The following is a 23,785-nucleotide window of genomic DNA, read 5'->3' as shown; positions in this document are numbered from 1 at the left end:
TGGCCTGTAATTATCGTTTTCCACTATGCAGCCAGAACGGCTCGGCAGCCAGCGCCTGGCGACGGAAATATTCAAAGACGCTGCGGTCGTCATGCTCTATCGCACGCTGTAGTTCCTGCCAGTTCTCCAGCCACGGCGCGACGGCGTCGCCATAGGCGCCCGCCAGCAACTGGACGCTGTCGATGTCGCGCGCCAGCTTCGGCAGCTGGTCGGCGGCATCCTCCACCGCCAGGTGCTGCACGGCGCCGCGCAGCTCAGCCGCCGCCCGGGAAAGGTGAATATCGGCAAACCGTTTGAACGATCCGGCTATTTTTTTCTCTCCCGCCTCGTTGAGGAACGGACGCCAGCCGCGCTGGACCAGCCATTCGGTCAGCGCCAGTTTGGCGGCGACGACCTCGGTGCGGAATAACGCCTCATTGGCGGTGTCCGCGGCCAGCAGCGCCGCTTCGGCATCGTTCAGCAACGCGCGGAGGTGGGTGGTCGCCTTCCGCGGCACGATGCCGCCGAACAGCACCAGCGCATGGCGCACGCGGGCTATCGCCAGCAGGATTTCCGCTTTGGCTTTCGCGTTGCCGCGCAGCCAGACCTCATCGTGATACAGCCAGTGCGCCAGGGCGCTCTCCAGCGCCGCCTCCAGCCCCTGCTCCACGCTGGCCTTCGCCGCCACCGGCAGCACCGCCAGCCGGGTTACCGGGCGCTCGTCGTTGCCTTGCGCCAGATGATACCCGCGCGCGGCTTTGCTCAGGCTCCCCTGACGCAGGACGCCGCTCTCCAGCAAACGCTGCGCGAGGCGCAGCAGATCGGCGGTCTCCCCGGCGAGCAGCTCCAGCTCCAGCTCGCAGATCGGCTCCTGATGCTCGCCCGCCTTCACTTCGCCGCGATCGAGGGCAATCTCAATTTCACTCTTTCCTTCCTGGATCACCCAGCGTTCACGGGCAAAGTCGGTGCTGAACAGCGGTTGCACATGCTCCGCCAGCGCGGCTGGAAGTTCCCCTTGCGGCCAGACCTCCGCCGGCAGGCGCTCAAGCGCCAGCTCCGGTTTATCCAGTGGAATATTGTATTCCGGGCGCTGGTGCAGGCCGCCCACCACCCGACCGGCGATTTTCAGCGTCATCTCATAACGCCCCTGGTCGCCGCGGATGCGCAGCCCCATGTCGTGACGACGCAGCCAGTTATCGGCGGTTTCATAGTAAATGTTCAGCAACTGGCCCGCGGGCGTATGTTTCGCCTCGAGCGCATTGAGCTGCTCGCGCAGCGTCTCTACCCCATCCTGAGCGACGATAAACTTAAGTTCGATTTCTTGAGCCATGACTGAATTCTTCCGCTTCTGTGCTGCGCCGACAAATTGCGGCGAACTTACGACGATATTTTTTGTCAGTAGATAGTATTTTGCGGCGAATCGCCATGCAACGCGCTTTTTGCCGGGCCACCTCCTGGATGATTCCGATTGTGGTGGAAAACTTTGCGTCGCTCTGGCGATGCCTCTACTATCGTTCCACTTTTTATGACCAAACGATGACCTGATGCCAAAATTACGCCTGATTACTTTTACTTTGCTCGCGCTTAGCGCCGCCACGGCGGTTCACGCAGAAGAAAAGCGCTACGTTTCCGATGAGCTGAACACCTGGGTTCGCAGCGGCCCGGGCGATAATTATCGTCTGGTCGGCACCATCAACGCCGGGGAAGAAGTGTCGGTGCTGCAAACCAACGACAGCACCAGTTACGCGCAGATCCGCGACGCGAATGGGCGTACCGCCTGGATCCCGCTGAAAGAGCTGAGCAACGAGCCCAGCCTGCGCACCCGCGTCCCGGATCTGGAAAACCAGGTCAAAACGCTGACCGATAAGCTGAATAATATCGACGCCACCTGGAACCAGCGCACGGCGGATATGCAGAAGAAAGTCGCCGGCAGCGACAGCGTGATCAACGCGTTGAAAGACGAGAACCAAAAGTTGAAAAACGAGCTGGTTGTCGCGCAGAAGAAGGTGAATGCGGCGAATCTGCAGCTTGATGATAAACAGCGCACCATTATCATGCAGTGGTTTATGTACGGCGGCGGCGTGCTGGGCGTCGGTTTGCTGCTGGGTCTGGTGCTGCCGCATCTGGTGCCAAGCCGCAAACGTAAAGACCGGTGGATGAACTAATTCGTCTTCTCTGCCAGACTTACGTATCATCTTGCGAAAAACAGATACGGGAGAATCAGGCGTGAAGAGTTATCTGGTCGGTGGTGCGGTGCGCGACGCGCTGTTAGGACTGCCGGTCAAAGACCGAGACTGGGTGGTGGTGGGCGCCACCCCGCAACAGATGCTTGACGCGGGCTATCAGCAGGTAGGCCGCGACTTTCCCGTGTTCCTTCATCCGCAAAGCCGGGAAGAGTATGCCCTGGCTCGCACCGAGCGCAAATCCGGCGCAGGCTATACCGGTTTTACCTGCTATGCCGCCCCGGACGTCACTCTTGAGGCGGATCTGCTGCGCCGCGACCTGACGGTCAACGCCCTCGCCCAGGATGCCGACGGCACGATTATCGACCCCTACGGCGGACAAAACGATCTCCGCCAGCGCCTGCTGCGCCATGTCTCTCCCGCCTTTAGCGAAGACCCGCTGCGCGTGCTGCGCGTGGCGCGTTTTGCCGCCCGCTATGCCCATCTCGGTTTTCGCATCGCCGAAGAGACCCAGACCCTGATGGCCGCCATGGTTGAGGCCGGCGAACTGGCCCATTTAACGCCGGAGCGGGTGTGGAAAGAGACGGAAAGCGCGTTGACCACCCGCAACCCGCAGGTCTTTTTCCAGACGCTGCGCGACTGCCAGGCCCTCAAGGTGCTGTTCCCGGAGATTGACGCCCTGTACGGCGTGCCGGCCCCGGCCAAATGGCACCCGGAAATCGATACCGGCCTGCACACCCTGATGACCGTCACGATGGCCGCGATGCTATCGCCGGACGTCGAGGTGCGCTTCGCCACCCTGTGCCATGACCTCGGCAAAGGGCTGACGCCGAAAGCGCTCTGGCCGCGTCACCACGGTCATGGCCCGGCGGGAGTCAAGCTGGTGGAGCAGCTCTGCGCGCGTCTGCGGGTGCCGAACGATATCCGCGATCTCGCGAAACTGGTGGCGGAGTACCATGATCTGATCCACACCCTGCCGATCCTGCAGCCAAAAACCCTCGTTAAACTCTTCGACAGCATTGACGCCTGGCGTAAACCGCAGCGCGTGCAACAGATCGCCCTCACCAGCGAAGCCGACGTCCGCGGGCGCACCGGCTTTGAGGCCAGCGATTATCCGCAGGGGCGCCTGCTGCTGGAGGCCTGGGAAGTGGCGCAGTCGGTCTCCACCAAAGAGGTGGTAGCGGCGGGCTTTAAAGGGGCGGAAATTCGCGAGGAGCTGACGCGGCGGAGAATTGCGGCGGTGGCGCAGTGGAAGGAACAGCGTTGCCCCCAGCCGCAAGGCTGAGGGCGCAGGCCTTAGAAAAAGACCACGTACACCGCTGCCGCGACGATAAAGCGGTAGATAGCGAACGGAATGAACGAGATCCGTTTGATCAGCTGCAGGAAGGTTTTAATCGCAATCAGCGCCACGATAAACGCCATCACGAAGCCGACGGCAAACATCGGAACATCGCCCATGTTGAGGAAGCCGATGCTCTTGTAGACGTCCAGCACCGTGGCGCCCATCATCATCGGTACCGCCAGCAGGAATGAGAACTCCGACGCCGCGTAGCGGCTGACGCCCATCAGCATGCCGCCGGAGATGGTCGCCCCTGAGCGGGAGAAGCCCGGCCACAGCGCCAGGCACTGGAAGCAGCCGATAACGAATGCCTGACGATAGGTCATATCGTCAATCCCGACCGCGCGCGGCTGTTTCGGCTTCAGCACTTCCGCCGCAATTAACAGCACACCGCCGACAATCAGGGCGTACATCACGTTTACCGGGTTAAACAAGGACTTAATGGTGTCGTGGAAAATAAGCCCCATCACCACCGCGGGGATCATGCCGAGAAGGATATGGATAAGCGATAAGCGACCGCTGCCCTTGCCTTCATGCGCCGGCGGCTTGCCGAAATGGATGCCGATCAGGCCGAACAGGCGACGCCAGAACATCACCACCACGGCGAGTATCGAGCCTAGCTGAATAACCACTTCAAAGGTATTTGCCGTATCACCTTCAAACCCCAGCAGGTGACCAACAATAATCATATGACCGGTACTGGAAACAGGTAAAAATTCTGTTAACCCCTCAACCACACCCAATATTGCCGCCACCAGCAGCGAGTGTATATCGCTCATCCAATTAAACCCTTTAAAAAAGTAAAATGAAAAAAACCAGGAACACGGTATCGTTCAACAGGCATAACCCGGCTGCCAGAGGGCGCGCAATCCGCAGCATACACGGCGTACACAAGGATTCACCTGCCGTTCTGGTAGGAGATCGCCAGTAAAATTGCCTGATGACCGGATGCTATGACCGGTATAAACGCAATTTGTTTAACAAGTATGACCTGAAAAGTTTTGTTTCAGATTAAGGCCACGTTCAATAATCACCCCGACGTTTGCCGCGCGAGCCACGGCGCCAGGTTTGCTGACTTTAATGCGCACCCATGGCGACTGGAATGTCTCCAGCAGCAGGTCGGCCACCTCTTCCGCCACCCGCTCCACTAACGCGAATTTTCCCCCCTCAACATGCGCGATGACGCGCTCGCTGATATCAGCATAGCTAAGGCAATCGCTGACATCATCGCTGGCGGCCGCCTTGCGGTTATCCCATGCAATTTCGATATCGAACACCAGCTTCTGTTCAATGGTTTGTTCCCAGTCATAAACACCAATGGTGGTGATTACCGAAAGTTGCTCTATAAATACAATATCCATCACGCCCTGCCTGCTTTTTAGCTAAACCGGATACCACTTCCGGCGAATTATGCGTATTATCCACAGATGCAGAGAATACAACGACATTTTCAAAACGGAACAGCGTTATGAGTGCAATCGCGCCTGGACTGGTACTCCTCGCCTACCTCTGCGGCTCCATTTCCAGCGCCATTCTGGTATGTCGCCTTGCTGGCCTGCCCGACCCACGCGACAGCGGCTCAGGCAACCCCGGGGCCACTAACGTACTACGAATCGGCGGAAAAGGGGCGGCCGTAGCGGTACTTATTTTTGATGTGCTGAAGGGCATGTTGCCGGTATGGGGCGCCTGGGCGCTGGGCCTGACGCCGTTCTGGCTGGGTTTAGTGGCGATTGCCGCCTGCGTGGGCCACATCTGGCCAGTCTTCTTTCATTTCCGCGGCGGTAAAGGCGTCGCCACGGCCTTCGGGGCTATCGCCCCCATCGGCCTCGACCTGACCGGCGTGATGGCCGGGACCTGGCTGCTGACCATCCTGCTCAGCGGTTACTCTTCCCTTGGCGCTATCGTCAGCGCGCTGATCGCTCCGTTCTACGTCTGGTGGTTCAAACCACAGTACACCTTCCCGGTGTCGATGCTCTCCTGCCTGATCCTGCTGCGCCATCACGACAACATTCAGCGTCTGTGGCGCCGCCAGGAGAGCAAAATCTGGACGCGGGTGAAGAAGAAAAAAACGCCAGAAGAGAAGTAATCTCCCTTCCCGGCCACGCCAGCCGGAGGGATCCCCGATTCTATTTAGCGGTCTCACCCGCTCTTTCGCCTTACGTCATCATGATTGGCGATCATCGCCACATCCCCCTTTTGTAACAATGCGTTAGCGGCGACCCACAGCAAAATTCCCGCCAGCGACCGGCGGCGCGGCGTGAACCGCGCTGACGCCTTTTCCGCCGCGGCCAGGCAACGGTTCAGGATATTGACGGCAATGATTATCCGGGTGAATAATCCGGAGCGGTTATGCCGCTTTCCCCTCGCGCCCGATGCGACGCTCCGGGTAACAGATGACATAAGCGTTTCGTATGACCGGGATAATCTCCCGCCGATCAATACTCATTGCTGCTGTTTTATCTTGATTTTGCAGGGGCGCAACATTGCACGGCACCGTGTTACCACCACTCAAAAAAGGCTGGCAGGCCACGCTGGATCTGCGCTTTCAGCAGGCCGGCGGCAAGACCGTTCTCGCCAGCGCCCAACACGTCGGCCCGCTGACCGTCCAGCGCCCGTTTTACCCGGAAGAAGAGACCTGTCATCTCTATCTGCTTCATCCCCCCGGCGGCATCGTCGGCGGTGATGAGCTGACGATTAGCGCCTACCTTGATCCCGGCTGCCATACCCTGATAACCATGCCTGGCGCCAGCAAGTTTTACCGCAGCAGCGGCGCGCAAGCGCTTTTGCGCCAGCGGTTGACCCTCGCCCCGCAGGCGACCCTGGAGTGGCTCCCGCAGGATGCCATCTTCTTTCCCGGGGCGAACGCCCGGCTGTCCACCACCTTTCACCTTTGTGCCTCCAGCACGCTGCTGGCCTGGGATCTGCTCTGCCTTGGCCGCCCGGTGATTGGCGAAACCTTCAGCCACGGCACCCTCAGCAACCGGCTGGAGGTATGGGTGGACGATGAGCCGCTGCTGGTCGAGCGCCTGCGCCTGCAGGAGGGAGAGCTGTCCAGCGTCGCCGGACGCCCCTGGGTCGGCACGCTGCTGTGCTATCCGGCAACCGATGCCCTGCTCGACGGGGTGCGCGACGCGCTGGCGCCGCTCGGCCTCTACGCCGGCGCCAGCCTGACCGACCGCCTGCTGACGGTGCGCTTCCTCAGTGACGATAATCTGGTTTGCCAGCAGGTGATGCGCGACGTCTGGCAGTTTCTGCGCCCTCATCTCACCGGCAAATCCCCCGTACTTCCCCGAATCTGGCTGACTTAAGAGAACGTTATGGAACTGACCCCCCGAGAAAAAGACAAGCTGTTGCTGTTTACCGCCGCGCTGGTGGCGGAACGCCGCCTGGCCCGCGGCCTGAAGCTCAACTATCCGGAGTCCGTGGCCCTGATCAGCGCCTTTATTATGGAAGGCGCTCGCGACGGCAAAAGCGTGGCCTCGCTGATGGAGGAAGGCCGTCACGTCCTGACCCGCGAGCAGGTGATGGAGGGCGTCCCGGAAATGATCCCGGATATCCAGGTCGAAGCCACCTTCCCGGACGGCTCAAAGCTGGTCACCGTTCACAACCCGATTATCTGAGGTAGCGCCATGATCCCCGGTGAATATCACGTTAAGCCCGGCCAGATAGCCCTCAACACCGGCCGGGCGACCTGTCGCGTGGTCGTTGAAAACCACGGCGACCGGCCGATTCAGGTCGGTTCGCACTACCATTTCGCCGAGGTCAACCCGGCGCTGAAGTTCAACCGTCAGCAGGCCACCGGCTATCGCCTGAATATCCCGGCCGGCACGGCGGTACGCTTTGAACCTGGCCAGAAACGCGAGGTTGAGCTGGTGGCCTTCGCCGGTCACCGCGCCGTTTTCGGCTTCCGCGGCGAGGTCATGGGCCCTCTGGAGGCAAACAATGAGTAATATTTCACGCCAGGCCTATGCCGACATGTTCGGCCCCACCATCGGCGACAAGGTGCGCCTGGCCGATACCGAGCTGTGGATAGAGGTGGAGGACGATTTGACCACCTACGGGGAAGAGGTCAAATTCGGCGGCGGCAAAGTGATCCGCGACGGGATGGGTCAGGGACAGATGCTGGCCGCCGACTGTGTCGACCTGGTGCTCACCAATGCGCTGATCGTCGATCACTGGGGGATCGTTAAGGCCGATATCGGCGTGAAGGACGGTCGGATCTTCGCCATCGGCAAAGCCGGCAACCCCGACATCCAGCCCAACGTCACCATCCCCATCGGCGCCGCGACGGAAGTCATTGCCGCCGAAGGAAAAATCGTCACCGCCGGCGGGATCGATACCCATATTCACTGGATCTGTCCGCAGCAGGCGGAAGAGGCGCTGGTCTCCGGCGTGACCACCATGGTCGGCGGCGGCACCGGCCCGGCGGCGGGTACCCATGCCACCACCTGCACCCCGGGGCCATGGTATATCTCACGCATGCTGCAGGCGGCCGACAGCCTGCCGGTCAATATCGGCCTGCTGGGCAAGGGCAACGTTTCTCAGCCGGACGCTCTGCGCGAGCAGGTGGCGGCGGGCGTTATTGGCCTGAAGATCCATGAGGACTGGGGCGCCACCCCGGCGGCGATCGACTGCGCGTTAACCGTCGCCGATGAGATGGATATTCAGGTCGCGCTGCACAGCGACACGCTCAATGAGTCCGGTTTTGTGGAAGATACCCTCGCCGCCATCGGCGGGCGCACCATTCACACCTTCCATACCGAAGGGGCCGGCGGCGGCCATGCGCCGGATATCATCACCGCCTGCGCCCACCCGAACATTTTGCCGTCCTCCACCAACCCAACGCTGCCCTACACCCTTAACACCATCGATGAACATCTCGATATGCTGATGGTCTGCCACCATCTGGACCCGGACATCGCCGAGGACGTGGCCTTTGCCGAGTCTCGCATTCGCCGGGAAACCATCGCTGCGGAAGACGTGCTGCACGACCTTGGCGCCTTCTCGCTCACCTCCTCGGATTCGCAGGCCATGGGCCGCGTCGGGGAAGTGGTTCTCCGCACCTGGCAGGTGGCGCACCGCATGAAGGTGCAGCGCGGAGCGCTGGCGGAGGAGACCGGGGATAACGACAACTTCCGCGTGAAGCGCTACATCGCCAAATACACCATCAACCCGGCGCTGACCCACGGCATCGCACACGAAGTCGGCTCCATTGAGGTGGGTAAGCTGGCGGACCTTGTGGTCTGGTCGCCTGCCTTCTTCGGCGTGAAACCGGCCACCGTGATCAAAGGCGGCATGATTGCCATCGCGCCGATGGGCGATATCAATGCCTCAATTCCAACCCCGCAGCCGGTGCACTACCGTCCGATGTTTGGCGCGCTGGGCAGCGCCCGCCATCACTGCCGCCTCACCTTCCTGTCGCAGGCGGCGGCGGACAACGGCGTTGCCGAGCGGCTGAACCTGCGCAGCGCGATCGCCGTGGTGAAAGGCTGCCGTACGGTGCAGAAAGCCGACATGGTGCACAACAGCCTGCAGCCTAACATCACCGTCGACGCGCAGACTTATGAGGTGCGGGTGGATGGCGAACTCATCACCAGCGAGCCGGCAGAGGTTCTGCCGATGGCGCAACGTTATTTTCTGTTTTAAGGAGAGCGGATGCTTTATTTAACTCAACGTCTGGAGACCCCCGCCGCCGCGACCGCCAGCGTTACGCTGCCGATTGATGTTCGCGTCAAAAGCCGGGTAAAAGTCACCCTCAACGATGGCCGGGAAGCCGGCCTGCTGCTGCCCCGCGGGCTGCTGCTGCGCGGCGGCGATGTGCTCAGCAACGAAGACGGCACCGAATTTGTGCAGGTGATTGCCGCTGATGAAGGGGTGTCGGTGGTGCGCTGCGACGATCCGTTTATGCTGGCGAAGGCCTGCTACCACCTCGGCAATCGTCACGTACCGCTGCAGATCATGCCGGGCGAGCTGCGCTACCATCACGATCACGTGCTGGACGATATGCTGCGCCAGTTCGGCCTGACGGTGACCTTTGGCCAGCTGCCGTTCGAGCCGGAAGCCGGCGCTTACGCCAGCGAAAGCCACGGTCATCATCATGCTCATCATGACCACCACGCTCACAGCCACTAGCATGTCGACAGCGGAACAACGTCTGCGGCTGATGCAGCTGGCCAGCAGCAACCTGCCGGTAGGGGGTTACAGCTGGTCCCAGGGGCTGGAGTGGGCTGTGGAAGCCGGCTGGGTGCCGGACGTCGCGGCCTTCGAGCGCTGGCAGCGACGGCAGATGACGGAAGGCTTTTTTACCGTCGACCTGCCGCTGTTCGCCCGCCTGTACCGCGCCTGCGAACAAGGCGATATCGCCGCGGCCCGGCGCTGGACGGCTTATCTGCTGGCCTGCCGGGAGACCCGTGAACTGCGGGAGGAAGAGCGCAACCGCGGCGCGGCGTTTGCCCGCCTGCTTGGCGACTGGCAGCCGGACTGTCCACCGCCGTGGCGCACGCTGTGCCAGCAAAGCCAGCTCGCCGGGATGGCCTGGCTCGGCGTGCGCTGGCGCATCGCGCTGCCCGAGATGGCCCTAAGCCTGGGCTACAGCTGGATTGAGAGCGCCGTGATGGCCGGCGTTAAGCTGGTGCCCTTCGGCCAGCAGGCCGCTCAACAGCTGATTTTACGTCTTTGCGACCACTACGCGGCGGCGATGCCCCGCGCGCTGGCCGCGCCGGACGGCGATATCGGATCGGCCACGCCGCTCGCCGCCATCGCCTCTGCCCGGCATGAAACCCAATACTCCCGATTATTCCGTTCCTAGGAGAAGCCATGAATTCTTATAAACACCCGCTGCGCGTCGGCGTTGGCGGCCCGGTCGGCTCCGGTAAAACCGCCCTGCTGGAAGCGCTGTGCAAAGCGATGCGCGATACCTGGCAGCTGGCGGTGGTCACCAACGACATCTACACCAAAGAAGATCAGCGCATCCTCACTGAAGCGGGCGCGCTGGCGCCTGAACGCATTGTCGGGGTGGAAACCGGCGGCTGCCCGCACACGGCGATCCGTGAAGATGCCTCGATGAACCTCGCCGCGGTGGAAGCGCTGAGTGAAAAGTTCGGTAACCTCGACCTTATCTTCGTGGAAAGCGGCGGCGATAACCTGAGCGCCACCTTCAGCCCGGAGCTGGCGGATCTGACCATCTATGTTATCGACGTGGCCGAAGGGGAGAAGATCCCGCGCAAAGGCGGGCCGGGGATCACCAAATCCGATTTTCTGGTGATCAATAAAACCGACCTTGCCCCCTATGTGGGCGCTTCACTGGAGGTGATGGCGAGCGATACCCAGCGTATGCGCGGCGATCGCCCATGGACCTTCACCAACCTGAAGCGTGGCGACGGCCTGAGCACCATTATTGCCTTCCTCGAAGACAAAGGCATGCTCGGCAAATAGGCCTTTTGCACCAGCCGGGCGCAAGCGCGTCCGGATGGTGCAGCTCCTGCCCTCTCTTCTGTCACCCTGCACCACCCTCCCCGCCACGCCTGCCCTGCAATATGGCATAAGGTTTGCTAATTCAAGTCATGCCTAACCATTAAGGAATGACTATGTCATCACTGGATCTCAACCCTGAATTACCCGCGACCGCGCGGACTTCCGGCTCCCGGGAAACCTTAGAAGATTACACCTTACGTTACGCCCCGCTGAGCTTCCGCCGCTGGGGACCGGGCGTCGTCGCGGTCACGGCGCTGGGCGGCATCGCCTATCTGGCGGACTTTTCCATCGGCGCCAGCATCGGTATGGCCTGGGGCACCAGCAACGCCATCTATTCGATCCTGGTGGCGGCGCTGGTGATCTTCCTCACCGGCATTCCGCTGGCGATCACCGCCGCGCGCTACAACATTGACCTTGACCTGATCACCCGCAGCGCCGGCTTCGGCTATTTCGGCTCGGTGATCACCAGCATTATTTTTGCCGGCTTCACCTTTATCTTCTTCGCCCTCGAAGGCTCGATCATGGCCCAGGGGCTGCTGGTGGGCCTCGGGATCCCGCTGTGGATGGGGTATCTGATCGCCACCCTGATGGTGCTCCCGCTGGTGGTCTATGGCATGAAAGCCCTGACCCGCCTGCAGGTGTGGACCACTCCGCTGTGGCTGGTGCTGATGGTGGTGCCGGTGGTGTGGCTGATTGTCAAGGATCCGCAGCTGGTGGACGGCTTCCTGCATTTCGCCGGTAAAAACAGCGCGTCGACGGTGGATATCACCGCCATCATGCTCGGCGCCGGGGTATGCCTGTCGCTGATCATGCAGATTGGCGAGCAAATTGATTACCTGCGCTTTATGCCGCCTAAAACCGCTGAGAACCGTAAAGCCTGGTGGCTGGCGGTCTTTTCCGCCGGCCCGGGCTGGGTGGTGCTAGGCGCGATCAAACAGATTATCGGCGCTTTCCTCGGCTTCTATCTGTTGACCCGTTTCCCGGCGGTACACAATACCGAACCGGTGCAGCAGTTCGTCAGCGTCTTCGATAACCTGGTGCCCGGCTGGCTGGCTCTGACGCTGGCGGTGGTGCTGGTGGTGATCTCGCAGATCAAAATTAACGTCACCAATGCCTATTCCGGCTCGCTGGCGTGGACCAGCGCCTGGACCCGCACCACCAAACGCTATCCGGGGCGGATTATTTTTGTGGTGGTCAACCTGGCGATTGCCCTGGCGCTGATGGAAGGCGATATGTTCAGCGCCCTGTCGTGGATCCTCGGCTTTTACTCCAACTTCGCCATCGCCTGGGTCGTGGTGGTGGCGACCGACATCACCTTTAATAAAGGCTTGCTCAAGCTGGCGCCGGCGCAGCCGGAGTATCGTCGCGGCATGATCTACAACGTGAACCCGGTGGGCGTAGTCTCCTTTGGCCTGGCCGCCGGGCTGTCGATCTGCGCCTTCTTCGGCCTGCTGGGGGCGACGCTCGCGCCCTTCTCGCCGCTGATTGCGCTGGTCGTCGCCTTTGTCATGACCCCGCTGATGGGGATCCTCACCCGCGGGCGCTACTACATTAAGCAGAGAGATGACGGGATCGCCGAACCGCGCTATGACGCGGCGGGGAACGCCTCGACCACCGTGTATCAATGCGTTAGCTGTGAGGAAGAGTACGAGCGCCCGGACGTGATGCACTCGCATAAGCATCAGGGCGCCATCTGCTCGCTGTGTAAAAGTATGGAGTAGTCAGGAAGGCAGGCCGACGTAACGTCGGCCTGTGTCAGGACGCTTTAGGCGGCAGGCAGCTCGGCCAGCGGCCAGCGCGGGCGGACCGTCACGCCGAGCTCGGCTTTGGCGCCGGTTTGCAGACGCACCATGCCGGCGTAGGCGATCATCGCGCCGTTATCGGTACAGAACTCAGGGCGGGCGTAGAACACCTCGCCGCCGCGTTTTTGCATCATCTCCGCCAGCTTCGCCCGCAGGGTGCGGTTGGCGCTCACGCCTCCCGCCATCACCAGACGCTTAAAGCCGGTTTGCTCCAGCGCGCGGCGACATTTAATCATTAGCGTATCGACGACCGCATCCTCAAACGCGCGGGCGATGTCGGCGCGGGTTTGCTCATCGTCGCCGTTGCTGCGAATGGTATTGGCGGCGAAGGTTTTCAGACCGGAGAAGCTGAAGTCCAGCCCCGGACGGTCGGTCATCGGACGCGGGAAGACGAAGCGGCCTTCAGTACCCTGGGACGCCATTTTCGACAGCATCGGCCCGCCGGGATAATCCAGCCCCAGCAGTTTCGCGGTTTTATCAAAGGCTTCGCCCGCCGCATCGTCAATCGACTCGCCCAGCAGCTCGTACTGGCCGATGCCGGTGACGCTGATCAGCTGAGTATGACCGCCGGAGACCAGCAGCGCGACGAACGGGAACGCTGGCGGGTTATCTTCCAGCATCGGCGCCAGCAGGTGCCCTTCCATATGGTGTACCGGAATCGCCGGCACGTTCCAGGCGAAGGCCAGCGACCGGCCCACGGTGGCGCCGACCAGCAGCGCCCCCACCAGGCCAGGACCCGCCGTATAGGCGACGGCATCGATATCTTTCGCCGTCAGACCGGCCTCTTTCAGCGCCGCCTGGATAAGCGGCACCGTTTTGCGCACGTGGTCGCGCGATGCCAGCTCCGGCACCACGCCGCCGTAGTCCGCATGCAGTTTCACCTGACTATACAGTTGGTTGGCTAACAGACCTTGCTGGTCGTCATAAATCGCGATGCCGGTTTCATCGCAGGATGTTTCAATGCCCAGTACACGCATGAGTTGTTTTACCTCGCTTCAATACCGCGCAGTGTAGGTCCAATGACCGACGATGTAAAACTTTGCTCACCCCTGGTGCTCTCTTCGTGTATACTCCTCACCCTTATAAAAGTCCCTTTCAAAAAAGGCGCCGGTGCTTTACAAAGCAGCAGTAGTTGCAGTAAAATTCCGCACCATTTTGAAATAAGCTGGCATTGCGGCCAGCGGCAAACCGAATTAATCAAAGGTGAGAGGCACATGCCGGTAATTAAAGTACGTGAAAACGAGCCGTTCGACGTAGCTCTGCGTCGCTTCAAGCGTTCCTGCGAAAAAGCAGGTGTTCTGGCGGAAGTTCGTCGTCGTGAGTTCTATGAAAAACCGACTACCGAACGTAAGCGCGCTAAAGCTTCTGCAGTGAAACGTCACGCGAAGAAACTGGCTCGCGAAAACGCACGCCGTACTCGTCTGTACTAATCTGTTGAGAGCGACGCTCTCAATTCAGACCGAGTTGTAGTTGTAAGGCCGTGCTTCCGAAAGGAATGCGCGGCTTATTTTCGTTTATAGTCATCAGAAATAACGGGGCTTATGGCTGGACGAATTCCACGTGTATTTATTAGCGATCTGCTTGCCAGAACCGACATCGTCGATCTGATCGATGCGCGGGTAAAGCTGAAAAAGCAGGGCAAAAATTTTCACGCGTGCTGTCCGTTCCATAACGAAAAAACCCCCTCTTTCACCGTCAACGGTGAAAAACAGTTTTACCACTGCTTCGGCTGCGGGGCGCACGGCAATGCTATCGATTTCCTGATGAACTACGACAAGCTCGAGTTCGTGGAAACGGTCGAAGAGCTGGCCGCCATGCACAACCTCGAAGTGCCTTATGAAGCAGGCAACGGACCCAGCCAGATAGAGCGCCATCAACGGCAGAACCTCTACCAGTTACTGGATGGTCTGAATACGTTTTATCAACAGTCTCTGATGCAGCCCGCCGCCGACCCTGCGCGCCAGTACCTGGCAAAACGGGGGTTAAGCAGCGAGGTGATTACGCGCTTTGCCATCGGCTATGCTCCCCCAGGTTGGGATAACGTTTTAAAACGTTTTGGCGGCAATCAGGAAAACCGCCAGTCGCTTATTGATGCCGGCATGCTGGTCACCAACGATCAGGGACGCAGTTACGATCGCTTCCGCGAACGGGTAATGTTTCCCATCCGCGATAAGCGAGGCCGGGTGATTGGGTTTGGCGGACGGGTGCTGGGCGATGCCCTGCCGAAGTATCTCAACTCCCCGGAAACCGACATATTCCATAAAGGCCGTCAGCTGTATGGCCTGTATGAAGCGCAGCAGGACAACCCCGAACCACCGCGGTTGCTGGTTGTCGAAGGCTATATGGACGTCGTGGCGCTGGCGCAGTACGACATCAACTATGCTGTCGCCTCGCTGGGTACCTCGACCACGGCCGACCATATCCAGCTGCTGTTCCGGGTGACCAATAACGTCATCTGCTGCTACGACGGCGACCGGGCCGGCCGCGATGCCGCCTGGCGCGCGCTGGAGACGGCGCTGCCGTACATGACCGATGGTCGCCAGCTGCGCTTTATGTTTCTGCCTGACGGCGAAGACCCGGATACGCTGGTGCGTAAAGAGGGCAAAGCGGCGTTCGAGGCGCGGATGGAGCAGGCTCAGCCGCTCTCCACGTTCTTGTTTAACAGCCTGCTGCCGCAGGTCGACCTCAGCACGCCGGACGGGCGCGCGCAGCTGAGCACGCTGGCGCTGCCGCTGATAACCCAGGTGCCGGGCGAAACCCTGCGCATCTATTTGCGTCAGGAGCTGGGCAACAAGCTGGGCATTTTAGATGACGCCCAGCTTGAACGTTTAATGCCAAAACAGGCGGAAAATGGCGCGCCGCGCCCCGCACCACAGCTAAAACGCACGACCATGCGTATACTGATAGGACTGCTGGTGCAAAACCCGGATCTGGCGCCGTTAGTCCCACCGCTGGAAGGGCTGGACTCGCGCAAAATGCCGGGGCTGAGCCTGTTCGGTGAGCTGGTGAAAAGCTGTCTGGCGCAGCCTGGTCTGACAACCGGGCAACTTTTAGAGCAATATCGCGGCACAAAAGAGGCCGCAACCCTTGAAAAACTGTCGATGTGGGACGATATAGCAGATAAAGATATCGCTGAACAAACCTTCACCGACTCGCTCAACCATATGTTTGATTCACTGCTGGAACTGCGACAGGAAGAGTTGATAGCTCGCGATCGCACACACGGTTTAAGCAGTGAGGAACGCCGGGAGCTCTGGACCATCAGCCAGGAGCTGGCGAAGAAATAAATGACAGACTCAGTCATTCACGTTGCATTGATGCAGCAGCAGAACGCAGAGCAACGTGAAGGACACCGTATTTAACGGCTTAAGTGCCGAGTATCGATCGGGAAGCCCCCGACAGCCGCGCAGAGGCGCAGCGGCAATAATATAAGTACGCCCTCGCTTTAAATGTCGACAGCCCGCCTGCCGACACCAATCAAACGAATTAAGTGTGGATACCGTCTTATGGAGCAAAACCCGCAGTCACAGCTGAAGCTTCTTGTCCAACGTGGTAAGGAGCAAGGCTATCTGACCTATGCCGAGGTCAATGACCATCTGCCGGAAGATATCGTCGATTCCGATCAGATCGAAGACATCATCCAAATGATCAACGACATGGGCATTCAGGTGATGGAAGAAGCACCGGATGCCGATGATCTGATGCTTGCCGAAAACACCGCGGATGAAGATGCTGCCGAAGCCGCCGCGCAGGTGCTCTCCAGCGTGGAATCCGAAATCGGGCGCACGACCGACCCGGTGCGCATGTACATGCGTGAAATGGGTACCGTAGAGCTGCTGACCCGTGAAGGCGAAATCGACATCGCCAAACGCATCGAAGACGGCATCAACCAGGTGCAGTGCTCCGTTGCCGAATATCCGGAAGCGATCACCTACCTGCTTGAGCAGTACGACCGCGTTGAAGCGGAAGAAGCCCGTCTGTCCGATCTGATCACCGGTTTCGTCGATCCGAACGCCGAAGAAGATATGGCGCCGACCGCCACCCACGTTGGCTCCGAGCTGTCTCAGGAAGAGATGGATGACGACGAAGACGAAGACGAAGATGAAGACGCCGACGACAACAGCGATGACGACAACAGCATCGACCCTGAGCTGGCCCGTGAGAAGTTCGCCGAGCTGCGTACACAGTACGAGCTGACGCGCGACACCATCAAAGCCAAAGGTCGTAGCCATGCCGCCGCCCAGGAAGAGATCCTGAAGCTGTCTGAAGTCTTCAAGCAGTTCCGCCTGGTGCCGAAGCAGTTCGATTACCTGGTCAACAGCATGCGCAGCATGATGGATCGCGTTCGTACTCAGGAACGTATCATCATGAAGCTGTGCGTTGAGCAGTGCAAAATGCCGAAGAAAAACTTCATCACCCTGTTCACCGGCAACGAAACCAGCGAAACCTGGTTCAACGCCGCGGTGGCGATGAACAAGCCGTGGTCCGAGAAGCTGCTGGAAGTGAAAGAAGACGTGCAGCGCGGCCTGCAGAAGCTGCAGCAGATCGAAGAAGAGACCGGCCTGACCATCGAGCAGGTGAAGGATATCAACCGTCGCATGTCTATCGGTGAAGCGAAAGCCCGCCGGGCGAAGAAAGAGATGGTGGAAGCGAACCTGCGTCTGGTTATCTCGATCGCCAAGAAATACACCAACCGCGGTCTGCAGTTCCTCGACCTGATTCAGGAAGGCAACATCGGTCTGATGAAAGCGGTTGATAAGTTCGAATACCGTCGCGGCTATAAGTTCTCGACCTACGCCACCTGGTGGATCCGTCAGGCCATTACCCGCTCCATCGCGGATCAGGCGCGCACCATCCGTATTCCGGTGCATATGATTGAGACCATCAACAAGCTCAACCGTATCTCCCGTCAGATGCTGCAGGAGATGGGCCGTGAACCGACCCCGGAAGAGCTGGCTGAGCGCATGCTGATGCCGGAAGACAAGATCCGTAAAGTGCTGAAGATCGCCAAAGAGCCTATCTCCATGGAAACGCCGATCGGCGACGATGAAGATTCGCATCTGGGGGATTTCATCGAGGATACCACCCTCGAGCTGCCGCTGGATTCCGCGACCACCGAGAGCCTGCGCGCGGCAACGCACGACGTGCTGGCCGGCCTTACCGCTCGTGAAGCGAAAGTCCTGCGTATGCGTTTCGGTATCGACATGAACACCGACCACACGCTGGAAGAAGTGGGTAAACAGTTCGACGTTACTCGCGAACGTATCCGTCAGATCGAAGCGAAGGCGCTGCGTAAACTGCGCCACCCGAGCCGTTCTGAAGTGCTGCGTAGCTTCCTCGACGATTAATCGTCGCGGGGCATCGTCTACAGCCTGTTAAAAAGCTCCCTGCGGGGAGCTTTTTTTATGGCGTTTCGCTGGTCGCTCGGGGAAAGTCGCCCCTCTCCGCTACTGGCCGCGGGTCGCCAGGGCATCATCCAGTTCACGATAGGCCGCCACCAGCTTATCGAGCGTCGCCCGGTTTAAGCCGCTGGGATTGGGCAGCACCCACACCTGGGTCGTGCCGATGGTCATGGCCTGTTTCCCCCACTTCGCGCCGCGCTGGTTAAAGGCCAGCTCGAAGGCCTGCTTGCCGAGCACCGCCAGCGCCTGCGGCTGATACTCCTCAATCTTCCTCACCAGCTCACGGCCGCCGCTGCGCAGCTCCTGCAGGGCGACCTCGCTGGCCTGCACCGTCGGACGCTCAACCAGCATGGTGATGCCGCAGCGCGTATCCAGCAGCTGCAGCTCCTCTTCCGGCCTGAGCTGTCGGTCGGTAAACCCGGCCTGATGGATAACCTTCCAGAAGCGATTGCCAGGATGGGCAAAATGAAAGCCGGTATGGGCGGAGGACTTCCCCGGGTTGATACCGCAAAAGACAACGCGCAGGCCCGGCGCAAGGATATCGCTAATCATGTTTTCTCCGGCTGTATGGCTAAAACATGATTATAAAGGATTGAAAATGCATTGTTTATAAAAACAGCAGCTGCGCGCTTTACGCTGGATTGCAACCGTCAGTTACTTTATAATCCCTCGCCACGGCCCCTTAGCTCAGTGGTTAGAGCAGGCGACTCATAATCGCTTGGTCGTTGGTTCAAACCCAACAGGGGCCACCAGATATCAAGGGCTTACGTGAAAACGTAGGCCCTTTTCCTTTTCCAGACGCCCCTGAAAAGAGCAGAATTCTGTTAGCCGCCGGCCAAACCTGGACCTTCGCTTATGCCGGCAGGCGCCGAAGACGCCCGCCGGGTCTGCCGCAATGAATCAGCCCACCTCTCAGGAGGTCGGTAACGCCATCATGTGGTACTTATTGCCATTGAAGTTAAAGAAACCGACGTCCTCAAACTGGTTGCGGGTATGAAATGCATACGAACGCGGGTTCAGCACATTGACAAAGGTAACGATGACGGGATAACGCGGTGCAAACACCTTGCGTTGATACTCAAGCAGCATCTCGCCTACGCCCTGGCCACGATACTCTTCTGCGACACAGATGGGGCCATACTGGTATGAGCTAACCGCATCCAGATTTTTTCCCTGGTAGTGATATTCATTGAGAATACTTGCCATGTATTTAAACATGGGCCAGGGGCTGAGAAATTCCCACGATCCACCAAGCAACAGGCCAATGACCTTGTCGCATGTACTATCAACCGCAATCACCACACCACTTTCGGCTGAACGCAGTTCATTTAACTGCTGCTCCGTCATATCGGTGGTGACAAATCCATTCGCCCGTTGCTCTCCCGCAAGATTTTTTGCGTGATAGCGCTCCAGCAGTTGTTTCACCTCTGGAATGTCAGAGTCTTGCGCCAGCCGCACGACGATATTTTCATTGCCCATTGCCATTTCATACTCCTGTAAAATATTTTACTGAAAGCGTCACCATCATCGCACCCACGGTGACAAAGAGAACTTTACGGATAATTTCACCATTGGTTTTAATGGCATGCAGACTGCCAATGTGATTACCAGCCAGGCTGGCAATAATCATTGGAATGCCGATTAAATAAGCCATCTTACCGGCAATCGCAAAGGCAACAAACGCCCCTATATTGGATGCAAAATTAAAGATTTTGCTGGTCGCGGATGCCTGCAGCAGTCCAAACTTATTAATAACCGTTAAGGCAATGATGAAAAGGCTACCGGTCCCAGGGCCAAAAAAACCATCATAAAAACCCACGATAAAACACACTACAAAGATTGCCAGAAAGTTAGTCCTGGCAGAGTCGTCTACGGACTCTTTAATTTTTCCCTTAATCGTTGCTGCGAGTAAACCAACGGGTAATAGCACCACAATGACGATCGATAAGGTCTCCACAGGCAAAAGTAATATCACCTTCGCGCCCACATAGGCTCCCGCCAGGGCAGAAATTAATCCCGCAGGGATAACGCGCCAGATAACAGACTTATTTTTAACAAAGTTCTTAATGGCAGCGATGGTGCCTATAGTACTGACCAGTTTTTCCTGTCCCAGCGCAAGCTGAGGTGGTAGCCCTGTCAGGATAAAGGCTGGAATTAACACGAGTCCAGCACCGCCCGCAATCGCATCAATATAGCCCGCGATAAATGATGCAATAACCAGCAGGATCACCCCGAGAACAAGGTAATGAGCAATAACGCTTCCCTCAATGAACATTGAGTGATTAACTAAATCTGACATTTTTTGTTCCGTTATAGTGTGCGCAGGTGGTGAAGACAAAGTGAAGAATCGACAAGCTGCGTATCAGTTGGTCTGTGTTTCATAGTAAAAACCCGCAATAACCACCTGTCCGTGCCATCAAAACGAGGTTCAAAAGCATTTCTGGTATGCATTGTTCTTTGGTTTAAAAAAGTCACTGCATACCCTGGCTCCAGCGGAACATTGAACCACAGGTCATGTTCCAGGGTGATAAATCGCATTTTTTCCAGCGCGGCTTCGGCTTCGAGAGTCATACCTTGAGTATTGTGCCAGTCAAATCGTGAATACCAGACACCGTTGTCGCTCACAATAATCGGCACCTTCTCAATACTGGATCCCTCTGTAAAGCTGGCTGGCCGTTTAATCCTGAAGGCGGGGCTGGCAAGAATAGCGATATCCTTATCAGAAAGTCTCTTCAGAATCTGATCCAGTTTTAACAGACTGGTGTGAACGCCTTCCTCTTTCCTGAGACACAATAAACTCAGAGTGTCAGGACAGCCGCCAAGTCGGTTAGACGGCGTCTCGCCGGTAATGTACAGATCGGGATTATCGACATGCGGGTAAAAGTCATACTTAGCCCCCTGAGAACTTATTTTCTCTTCTGCCTGGAGCATCGGGCAGACATGCCTTATAAGATGTCCGTTATTTTCGCCCTGATAGACGACGGGCCATAGGCCGGCCTGAAAATGTGCAGAAAGATAAGCGCCATGTAACGCTGCATTTTTTGACTCGACATAATCAGCATAAGAGGGAACGACGGGGGTTTGAGTGATTTCTTGTGCATCAAAGTGTGGCAATTTCCATATTACATAACAGTCCTCTTCAAGCCTTTTCCTGAATTCGTCTGTTGGTATGGGAAGCGCATCTTTGATACGGTCGGCGATTGATAGAATAATTCCATTCTTCATAAACATACCCTGTCCTGAAGCTACCAGTATAATAAGATTTATTTCACTATTTCTCTGAATTGTTCATTCAGATATTTCCATTTCATTCTAAATAGTGCGGTTAATTTATAACGCAGATTTATTAATCCCTTCAAGGTAGCGGATAAAATCCAGACGATCTTTCTATCTTTAGCGCTGACTACAAACCTTTAAATTTTAATCACATAATTTTTACAAAATATTATCCTGTGAATCATTAGCTGAATCAGTTCAGCTAAATACTGTCAATGATTCATTAATAACAAATAGAAATAAGATATATCAATATTAGCAATGCTACTGGATACGACGTTTCTCAAGTCAGGTCAGCGATGCGGGCAACTGCGCATTCCTATCCCTGCTGCCCTCAGGATCGTTCATGTCGAACGGCCCGACTTTACGGTAGCGTTCGATTGGTCGACCATCAGGGCGTGGCGCGATATCGGTATCCCCATAGACCGGTTGTGTTGTCAGGGATAAAAAACAGCGATTGCATAACTACTGTCTCCCTTGCGATGAGCATGGCCGCGATTGCATAAATGGCTAACGCAAGCGAGAAACGGCACTATGCAAATTTTTTAGTTAAGCTCATCCTTTTTCCCGGCGGCATCAGGTCAGCCCTGGCATGCATGACAAATGTTGGTGAATTGCTTATCCGCAATGAGTGTGGCATAACACCAGTCCAGAATAGAAAGATGCCGTTTTTTATATTGTTGGCGCCACATCGAGGATTTATTGATGCAATTAACGGTTCTGGTTGATAATAATACATTCATTGACAGGTACCTTATCGGTGAACCTGGTGTGTCTTATCTGATTGAGTATGATGGTCAAAAAATCCTTTTCGATACGGGATATTCAGATGTTTTCCTGCAAAATGCGCAAACGTTGAAAATAGATTTGACCAGTATCGATAGTATCGTGTTATCCCATGGCCATAACGATCATACCTGGGGACTCAATCATTTAACCCAATATTATGATCGACTCAACTTCACTCCCGAGAAAAAGATAAACTTAATCTGCCATCCAGATGCATTAAGCCCAAAGTATTTTGATGAAAAATCTATAGGGATAAACTACAGATTCGATAAAAATGATCTCTTCTTCAACAAAATTTGCAGCCAAAAACCTTATCCACTCACTGAAAACATCATCTTCCTTGGTCAAATACCAAGGGACAATAAATTCGAGATGCTGACACCGGTAGGCCAAACGGTGGATGAGAAAGGCGAAATCACTGATGATTACGTTATGGATGATTCTGCGCTGGCAATAAAGACAGAAGATGGACTGGTGGTAGTCACAGGCTGTTCTCACGCGGGAATAGCTAACATTATTGAATATGCGAAACAGGTTACCGGAGAACATCACATTGTTTCGGTCATTGGCGGGTTCCATTTGCAAAATGCTGATGAAGATCGCCTCACACAGACAGGGGATTACCTTAAAGCATTGTCCCCGGGCTCCGTCTATCCATGCCATTGTACCGATCTTGCGGCGAAGGTTAGCCTGGCGCGTTTTATCAAAATTAACGAGGTCGGCGTTGGATTAACGCTGAATTTTTCTGCCGCCGGGAAATAAATGTGAAAGCGCGCAGATGACAGCGCCTCTGGATGCCATCTGCGCCGGCGCCAACCCGACGCCAGCGAGCAAGGCCTGCGACGCCCTGTCGCAAAAAGCGGACCGCTGCCGATCCCCGGCGCAGGAATGGGCTGCTAACTGCACATTTAGTCACTTTTTCTGCCGCTTTATCGCGGTCGCTTAATTTAGCGACCGCACCTGCTGGTAGGAATTGAGCCGCTCACGCAGCGAAGTCAGCCAGGCATCTGGCTCCTGACGGCAGATTTCGGTGAGGATCGGCGTCAGCACCAGCTCGGCTTCATGGAAGTCGGTCCACTCCGGCGGCTGCAGGGAAAAAGGATCGTTCATCAGCCAGATCACCATCGGCGTCCAGGTGCGCGGATCCAGCTGCAGATAATCCTGACAGCGCATCATATCGCGCGTCCGCGCCTCTGCGGGCGAGGCGTCCTTTCCCACCGCGGCGCTACTCATTGCCACGAGTATTATTCCTGCCATTAGACGTTTCCAAACCCATTTTTGCCAAAGGGCGAGCTTCACTTTTGCCATTGTTATTATTTTACCTGCCAGTTGTCACCGGACGATATTCCCGGCAACTCACCTTAAAAAGAGCAGATTAATCGTTTGCATTTTTTTTAATACCAGACAGCGCTGAAGTAAGCGAACGCCTGTTCCTACAGCTGTCATCCAGATATGCAAATATATTCAGCGAGGGTTCGCCCAGAATATCTTCCCCGGGCGAAAACGATTTGTGTTACAATTGCGCCTTATTACGGCATCGAT

25 protein-coding genes, 1 tRNA gene and 2 pseudogenes are annotated in these 23,785 nt (G+C 57.2%); 18 read left to right on the top strand and 10 right to left on the bottom strand.

Annotated features, from left to right (window positions below; translation table 11 throughout):
• Positions 1-10: 10 nt before the first annotated feature.
• Entirely contained in the window at positions 11-1,309 is a 1,299-nt protein-coding gene (locus tag ABLV52_RS15630; RefSeq protein WP_072420624.1) for an inorganic triphosphatase, read from the bottom strand.
• A 214-nt stretch (positions 1,310-1,523) separates the two neighbouring features.
• Between ABLV52_RS15630 and ABLV52_RS15625 the strand changes: the two genes are divergently transcribed.
• Together ABLV52_RS15625 and ABLV52_RS15620 are read left to right on the top strand one after the other, a co-directional pair.
• Positions 1,524-2,144 carry a TIGR04211 family SH3 domain-containing protein gene (locus tag ABLV52_RS15625; RefSeq protein WP_023291036.1) on the top strand — a complete coding sequence of 207 codons (621 nt, stop codon included), beginning with the start codon at positions 1,524-1,526 and terminating at the stop codon, positions 2,142-2,144.
• Positions 2,145-2,205: 61 nt separating this feature from the next.
• Positions 2,206-3,447, top strand: a complete 1,242-nt coding sequence (locus tag ABLV52_RS15620) for a multifunctional CCA addition/repair protein (protein WP_023291037.1) — start codon at positions 2,206-2,208, stop codon at positions 3,445-3,447.
• 11 nt (positions 3,448-3,458) lie between these two features.
• Here ABLV52_RS15620 and bacA read toward each other — a convergent pair whose 3' ends face one another.
• Positions 3,459-4,280: an undecaprenyl-diphosphate phosphatase gene (gene bacA, locus ABLV52_RS15615; RefSeq protein WP_023291038.1), complete on the bottom strand. Its 822-nt coding sequence runs from the start codon at positions 4,278-4,280 to the stop codon at positions 3,459-3,461.
• A gap of 198 nt (positions 4,281-4,478) precedes the next feature.
• Positions 4,479-4,862, bottom strand: a complete 384-nt coding sequence (gene folB / locus ABLV52_RS15610; protein ID WP_004150923.1) for a bifunctional dihydroneopterin aldolase/7,8-dihydroneopterin epimerase — start codon at positions 4,860-4,862, stop codon at positions 4,479-4,481.
• 107 nt (positions 4,863-4,969) lie between these two features.
• Between folB and plsY the strand changes: the two genes are divergently transcribed.
• Both plsY and ABLV52_RS15600 read left to right on the top strand, forming a co-directional pair.
• On the top strand, positions 4,970-5,587 hold the full coding sequence (plsY, locus tag ABLV52_RS15605; protein ID WP_004205257.1) for a glycerol-3-phosphate 1-O-acyltransferase PlsY: 618 nt from the start codon (positions 4,970-4,972) through the stop codon (positions 5,585-5,587).
• A gap of 149 nt (positions 5,588-5,736) precedes the next feature.
• Positions 5,737-5,838: pseudogene (locus ABLV52_RS15600) on the top strand (hypothetical protein); the annotation flags it as partial.
• A 10-nt stretch (positions 5,839-5,848) separates the two neighbouring features.
• Here ABLV52_RS15600 and ABLV52_RS15595 read toward each other — a convergent pair.
• Entirely contained in the window at positions 5,849-5,995 is a 147-nt protein-coding gene (locus tag ABLV52_RS15595) for a hypothetical protein (protein ID WP_032428993.1), read from the bottom strand.
• On the opposite strand from ABLV52_RS15595, the gene ABLV52_RS15590 reads away from it, so the two are divergent.
• The 8 genes from ABLV52_RS15590 (at position 5,985) to ABLV52_RS15555 (ending at position 12,695) form a co-directional block, all read left to right on the top strand.
• Positions 5,985-6,809 (top strand): urease accessory protein UreD, encoded by an 825-nt coding sequence (locus ABLV52_RS15590; protein ID WP_348890584.1) that lies wholly within the window; start codon positions 5,985-5,987, stop codon positions 6,807-6,809. The two genes, ABLV52_RS15595 and ABLV52_RS15590, sit on opposite strands and share 11 nt — an antisense overlap.
• A gap of 9 nt (positions 6,810-6,818) precedes the next feature.
• Complete coding sequence (locus ABLV52_RS15585; RefSeq protein WP_002916871.1) at positions 6,819-7,121, top strand: urease subunit gamma; 303 nt, start codon at positions 6,819-6,821, stop codon at positions 7,119-7,121.
• Between the two features lie 9 nt (positions 7,122-7,130).
• The gene (locus tag ABLV52_RS15580) at positions 7,131-7,451 is read left to right on the top strand and encodes an urease subunit beta (protein WP_348890583.1); all 321 of its coding nucleotides are present in this window, start codon (positions 7,131-7,133) and stop codon (positions 7,449-7,451) included.
• Positions 7,444-9,147: an urease subunit alpha gene (gene ureC / locus ABLV52_RS15575; RefSeq protein ID WP_023291041.1), complete on the top strand. Its 1,704-nt coding sequence runs from the start codon at positions 7,444-7,446 to the stop codon at positions 9,145-9,147. The genes ABLV52_RS15580 and ureC overlap by 8 nt, the downstream gene beginning before the upstream one ends.
• Positions 9,148-9,156: 9 nt before the next feature.
• Positions 9,157-9,633, top strand: coding sequence for an urease accessory protein UreE (ureE, locus tag ABLV52_RS15570; protein ID WP_017899736.1), 477 nt, complete (start codon positions 9,157-9,159; stop codon positions 9,631-9,633).
• A 1-nt stretch (position 9,634) separates the two neighbouring features.
• Entirely contained in the window at positions 9,635-10,309 is a 675-nt protein-coding gene (locus tag ABLV52_RS15565; protein ID WP_032428994.1) for an urease accessory protein UreF, read from the top strand.
• Between the two features lie 8 nt (positions 10,310-10,317).
• A complete protein-coding gene (gene ureG / locus ABLV52_RS15560) occupies positions 10,318-10,935 on the top strand; it encodes an urease accessory protein UreG (protein ID WP_023291043.1) in 618 nt (205 codons plus the stop codon).
• Between the two features lie 152 nt (positions 10,936-11,087).
• Entirely contained in the window at positions 11,088-12,695 is a 1,608-nt protein-coding gene (locus ABLV52_RS15555) for a cytosine permease (protein WP_072413563.1), read from the top strand.
• 44 nt (positions 12,696-12,739) lie between these two features.
• Here ABLV52_RS15555 and tsaD read toward each other — a convergent pair whose 3' ends face one another.
• Positions 12,740-13,753, bottom strand: a complete 1,014-nt coding sequence (gene tsaD / locus ABLV52_RS15550) for a tRNA (adenosine(37)-N6)-threonylcarbamoyltransferase complex transferase subunit TsaD (protein ID WP_002916879.1) — start codon at positions 13,751-13,753, stop codon at positions 12,740-12,742.
• 237 nt (positions 13,754-13,990) lie between these two features.
• Between tsaD and rpsU the strand changes: the two genes are divergently transcribed.
• From rpsU to rpoD, 3 genes are all read left to right on the top strand, one after another.
• The gene (gene rpsU / locus ABLV52_RS15545; RefSeq protein ID WP_001144069.1) at positions 13,991-14,206 is read left to right on the top strand and encodes a 30S ribosomal protein S21; all 216 of its coding nucleotides are present in this window, start codon (positions 13,991-13,993) and stop codon (positions 14,204-14,206) included.
• A 111-nt stretch (positions 14,207-14,317) separates the two neighbouring features.
• Positions 14,318-16,063: a DNA primase gene (gene dnaG, locus ABLV52_RS15540; protein ID WP_017899733.1), complete on the top strand. Its 1,746-nt coding sequence runs from the start codon at positions 14,318-14,320 to the stop codon at positions 16,061-16,063.
• Positions 16,064-16,282: 219 nt separating this feature from the next.
• Positions 16,283-18,124: an RNA polymerase sigma factor RpoD gene (rpoD, locus tag ABLV52_RS15535; protein ID WP_004174339.1), complete on the top strand. Its 1,842-nt coding sequence runs from the start codon at positions 16,283-16,285 to the stop codon at positions 18,122-18,124.
• 99 nt (positions 18,125-18,223) lie between these two features.
• Here the strand turns inward: rpoD and mug are convergent, their stop codons facing one another.
• Positions 18,224-18,730: a G/U mismatch-specific DNA glycosylase gene (mug, locus tag ABLV52_RS15530; protein WP_002917636.1), complete on the bottom strand. Its 507-nt coding sequence runs from the start codon at positions 18,728-18,730 to the stop codon at positions 18,224-18,226.
• A 124-nt stretch (positions 18,731-18,854) separates the two neighbouring features.
• Between mug and ABLV52_RS15525 the strand changes: the two genes are divergently transcribed.
• Positions 18,855-18,930: transfer RNA gene (locus tag ABLV52_RS15525), tRNA-Ile, on the top strand.
• A 160-nt stretch (positions 18,931-19,090) separates the two neighbouring features.
• Here ABLV52_RS15525 and ABLV52_RS15520 read toward each other — a convergent pair.
• Genes ABLV52_RS15520 through ABLV52_RS15510 form a run of 3 tightly spaced genes read right to left on the bottom strand, consistent with a single transcriptional unit; the run spans position 19,091 to position 21,409 of the window.
• Positions 19,091-19,663 carry a GNAT family N-acetyltransferase gene (locus ABLV52_RS15520; protein ID WP_023291045.1) on the bottom strand — a complete coding sequence of 191 codons (573 nt, stop codon included), beginning with the start codon at positions 19,661-19,663 and terminating at the stop codon, positions 19,091-19,093.
• A 1-nt stretch (position 19,664) separates the two neighbouring features.
• Positions 19,665-20,477 (bottom strand): TSUP family transporter, encoded by an 813-nt coding sequence (locus ABLV52_RS15515; protein WP_023291046.1) that lies wholly within the window; start codon positions 20,475-20,477, stop codon positions 19,665-19,667.
• Positions 20,478-20,488: 11 nt separating this feature from the next.
• Complete coding sequence (locus ABLV52_RS15510) at positions 20,489-21,409, bottom strand: hypothetical protein (protein ID WP_348890580.1); 921 nt, start codon at positions 21,407-21,409, stop codon at positions 20,489-20,491.
• Positions 21,410-22,159: 750 nt separating this feature from the next.
• On the opposite strand from ABLV52_RS15510, the gene ABLV52_RS15505 reads away from it, so the two are divergent.
• Positions 22,160-23,005 (top strand): MBL fold metallo-hydrolase, encoded by an 846-nt coding sequence (locus tag ABLV52_RS15505; RefSeq protein ID WP_109547582.1) that lies wholly within the window; start codon positions 22,160-22,162, stop codon positions 23,003-23,005.
• 31 nt (positions 23,006-23,036) lie between these two features.
• Positions 23,037-23,114 (top strand): annotated as a pseudogene (locus tag ABLV52_RS15500) (hypothetical protein); the annotation flags it as partial.
• Between the two features lie 71 nt (positions 23,115-23,185).
• Here ABLV52_RS15500 and ABLV52_RS15495 read toward each other — a convergent pair.
• Positions 23,186-23,551: an HdeA/HdeB family chaperone gene (locus ABLV52_RS15495; RefSeq protein WP_072096603.1), complete on the bottom strand. Its 366-nt coding sequence runs from the start codon at positions 23,549-23,551 to the stop codon at positions 23,186-23,188.
• Positions 23,552-23,785: the final 234 nt, after the last annotated feature.

The sequence above is a fragment of the Klebsiella sp. GB_Kp056 genome (assembly GCF_040064755.1).
Classification (GTDB): Bacteria; Pseudomonadota; Gammaproteobacteria; order Enterobacterales; family Enterobacteriaceae; genus Klebsiella; species Klebsiella quasipneumoniae.
This window is presented reverse-complemented; position numbering and strand designations above follow the sequence as displayed.

What these genes read in the sequence shown, in the direction of transcription:
- ABLV52_RS15515 (WP_023291046.1), bottom strand. Translation starts at nt 20,477, where the DNA reads ATGTCAGATTTAGTTAATCACTCAATGTTCATTGAGGGAAGCGTTATT.
- rpoD (WP_004174339.1), top strand. Translation starts at nt 16,283, where the DNA reads ATGGAGCAAAACCCGCAGTCACAGCTGAAGCTTCTTGTCCAACGTGGT.
- bacA (WP_023291038.1), bottom strand. Translation starts at nt 4,280, where the DNA reads ATGAGCGATATACACTCGCTGCTGGTGGCGGCAATATTGGGTGTGGTT.
- dnaG (WP_017899733.1), top strand. Translation starts at nt 14,318, where the DNA reads ATGGCTGGACGAATTCCACGTGTATTTATTAGCGATCTGCTTGCCAGA.
- ABLV52_RS15555 (WP_072413563.1), top strand. Translation starts at nt 11,088, where the DNA reads ATGTCATCACTGGATCTCAACCCTGAATTACCCGCGACCGCGCGGACT.
- ureC (WP_023291041.1), top strand. Translation starts at nt 7,444, where the DNA reads ATGAGTAATATTTCACGCCAGGCCTATGCCGACATGTTCGGCCCCACC.
- ABLV52_RS15505 (WP_109547582.1), top strand. Translation starts at nt 22,160, where the DNA reads ATGCAATTAACGGTTCTGGTTGATAATAATACATTCATTGACAGGTAC.
- ureG (WP_023291043.1), top strand. Translation starts at nt 10,318, where the DNA reads ATGAATTCTTATAAACACCCGCTGCGCGTCGGCGTTGGCGGCCCGGTC.
- rpsU (WP_001144069.1), top strand. Translation starts at nt 13,991, where the DNA reads ATGCCGGTAATTAAAGTACGTGAAAACGAGCCGTTCGACGTAGCTCTG.
- ABLV52_RS15510 (WP_348890580.1), bottom strand. Translation starts at nt 21,409, where the DNA reads ATGTTTATGAAGAATGGAATTATTCTATCAATCGCCGACCGTATCAAA.
- ABLV52_RS15630 (WP_072420624.1), bottom strand. Translation starts at nt 1,309, where the DNA reads ATGGCTCAAGAAATCGAACTTAAGTTTATCGTCGCTCAGGATGGGGTA.
- ureE (WP_017899736.1), top strand. Translation starts at nt 9,157, where the DNA reads ATGCTTTATTTAACTCAACGTCTGGAGACCCCCGCCGCCGCGACCGCC.
- ABLV52_RS15580 (WP_348890583.1), top strand. Translation starts at nt 7,131, where the DNA reads ATGATCCCCGGTGAATATCACGTTAAGCCCGGCCAGATAGCCCTCAAC.
- folB (WP_004150923.1), bottom strand. Translation starts at nt 4,862, where the DNA reads ATGGATATTGTATTTATAGAGCAACTTTCGGTAATCACCACCATTGGT.
- ABLV52_RS15520 (WP_023291045.1), bottom strand. Translation starts at nt 19,663, where the DNA reads ATGGCAATGGGCAATGAAAATATCGTCGTGCGGCTGGCGCAAGACTCT.
- tsaD (WP_002916879.1), bottom strand. Translation starts at nt 13,753, where the DNA reads ATGCGTGTACTGGGCATTGAAACATCCTGCGATGAAACCGGCATCGCG.
- ABLV52_RS15495 (WP_072096603.1), bottom strand. Translation starts at nt 23,551, where the DNA reads ATGGCAAAAGTGAAGCTCGCCCTTTGGCAAAAATGGGTTTGGAAACGT.
- mug (WP_002917636.1), bottom strand. Translation starts at nt 18,730, where the DNA reads ATGATTAGCGATATCCTTGCGCCGGGCCTGCGCGTTGTCTTTTGCGGT.
- ABLV52_RS15565 (WP_032428994.1), top strand. Translation starts at nt 9,635, where the DNA reads ATGTCGACAGCGGAACAACGTCTGCGGCTGATGCAGCTGGCCAGCAGC.
- ABLV52_RS15625 (WP_023291036.1), top strand. Translation starts at nt 1,524, where the DNA reads ATGCCAAAATTACGCCTGATTACTTTTACTTTGCTCGCGCTTAGCGCC.
- ABLV52_RS15585 (WP_002916871.1), top strand. Translation starts at nt 6,819, where the DNA reads ATGGAACTGACCCCCCGAGAAAAAGACAAGCTGTTGCTGTTTACCGCC.
- plsY (WP_004205257.1), top strand. Translation starts at nt 4,970, where the DNA reads ATGAGTGCAATCGCGCCTGGACTGGTACTCCTCGCCTACCTCTGCGGC.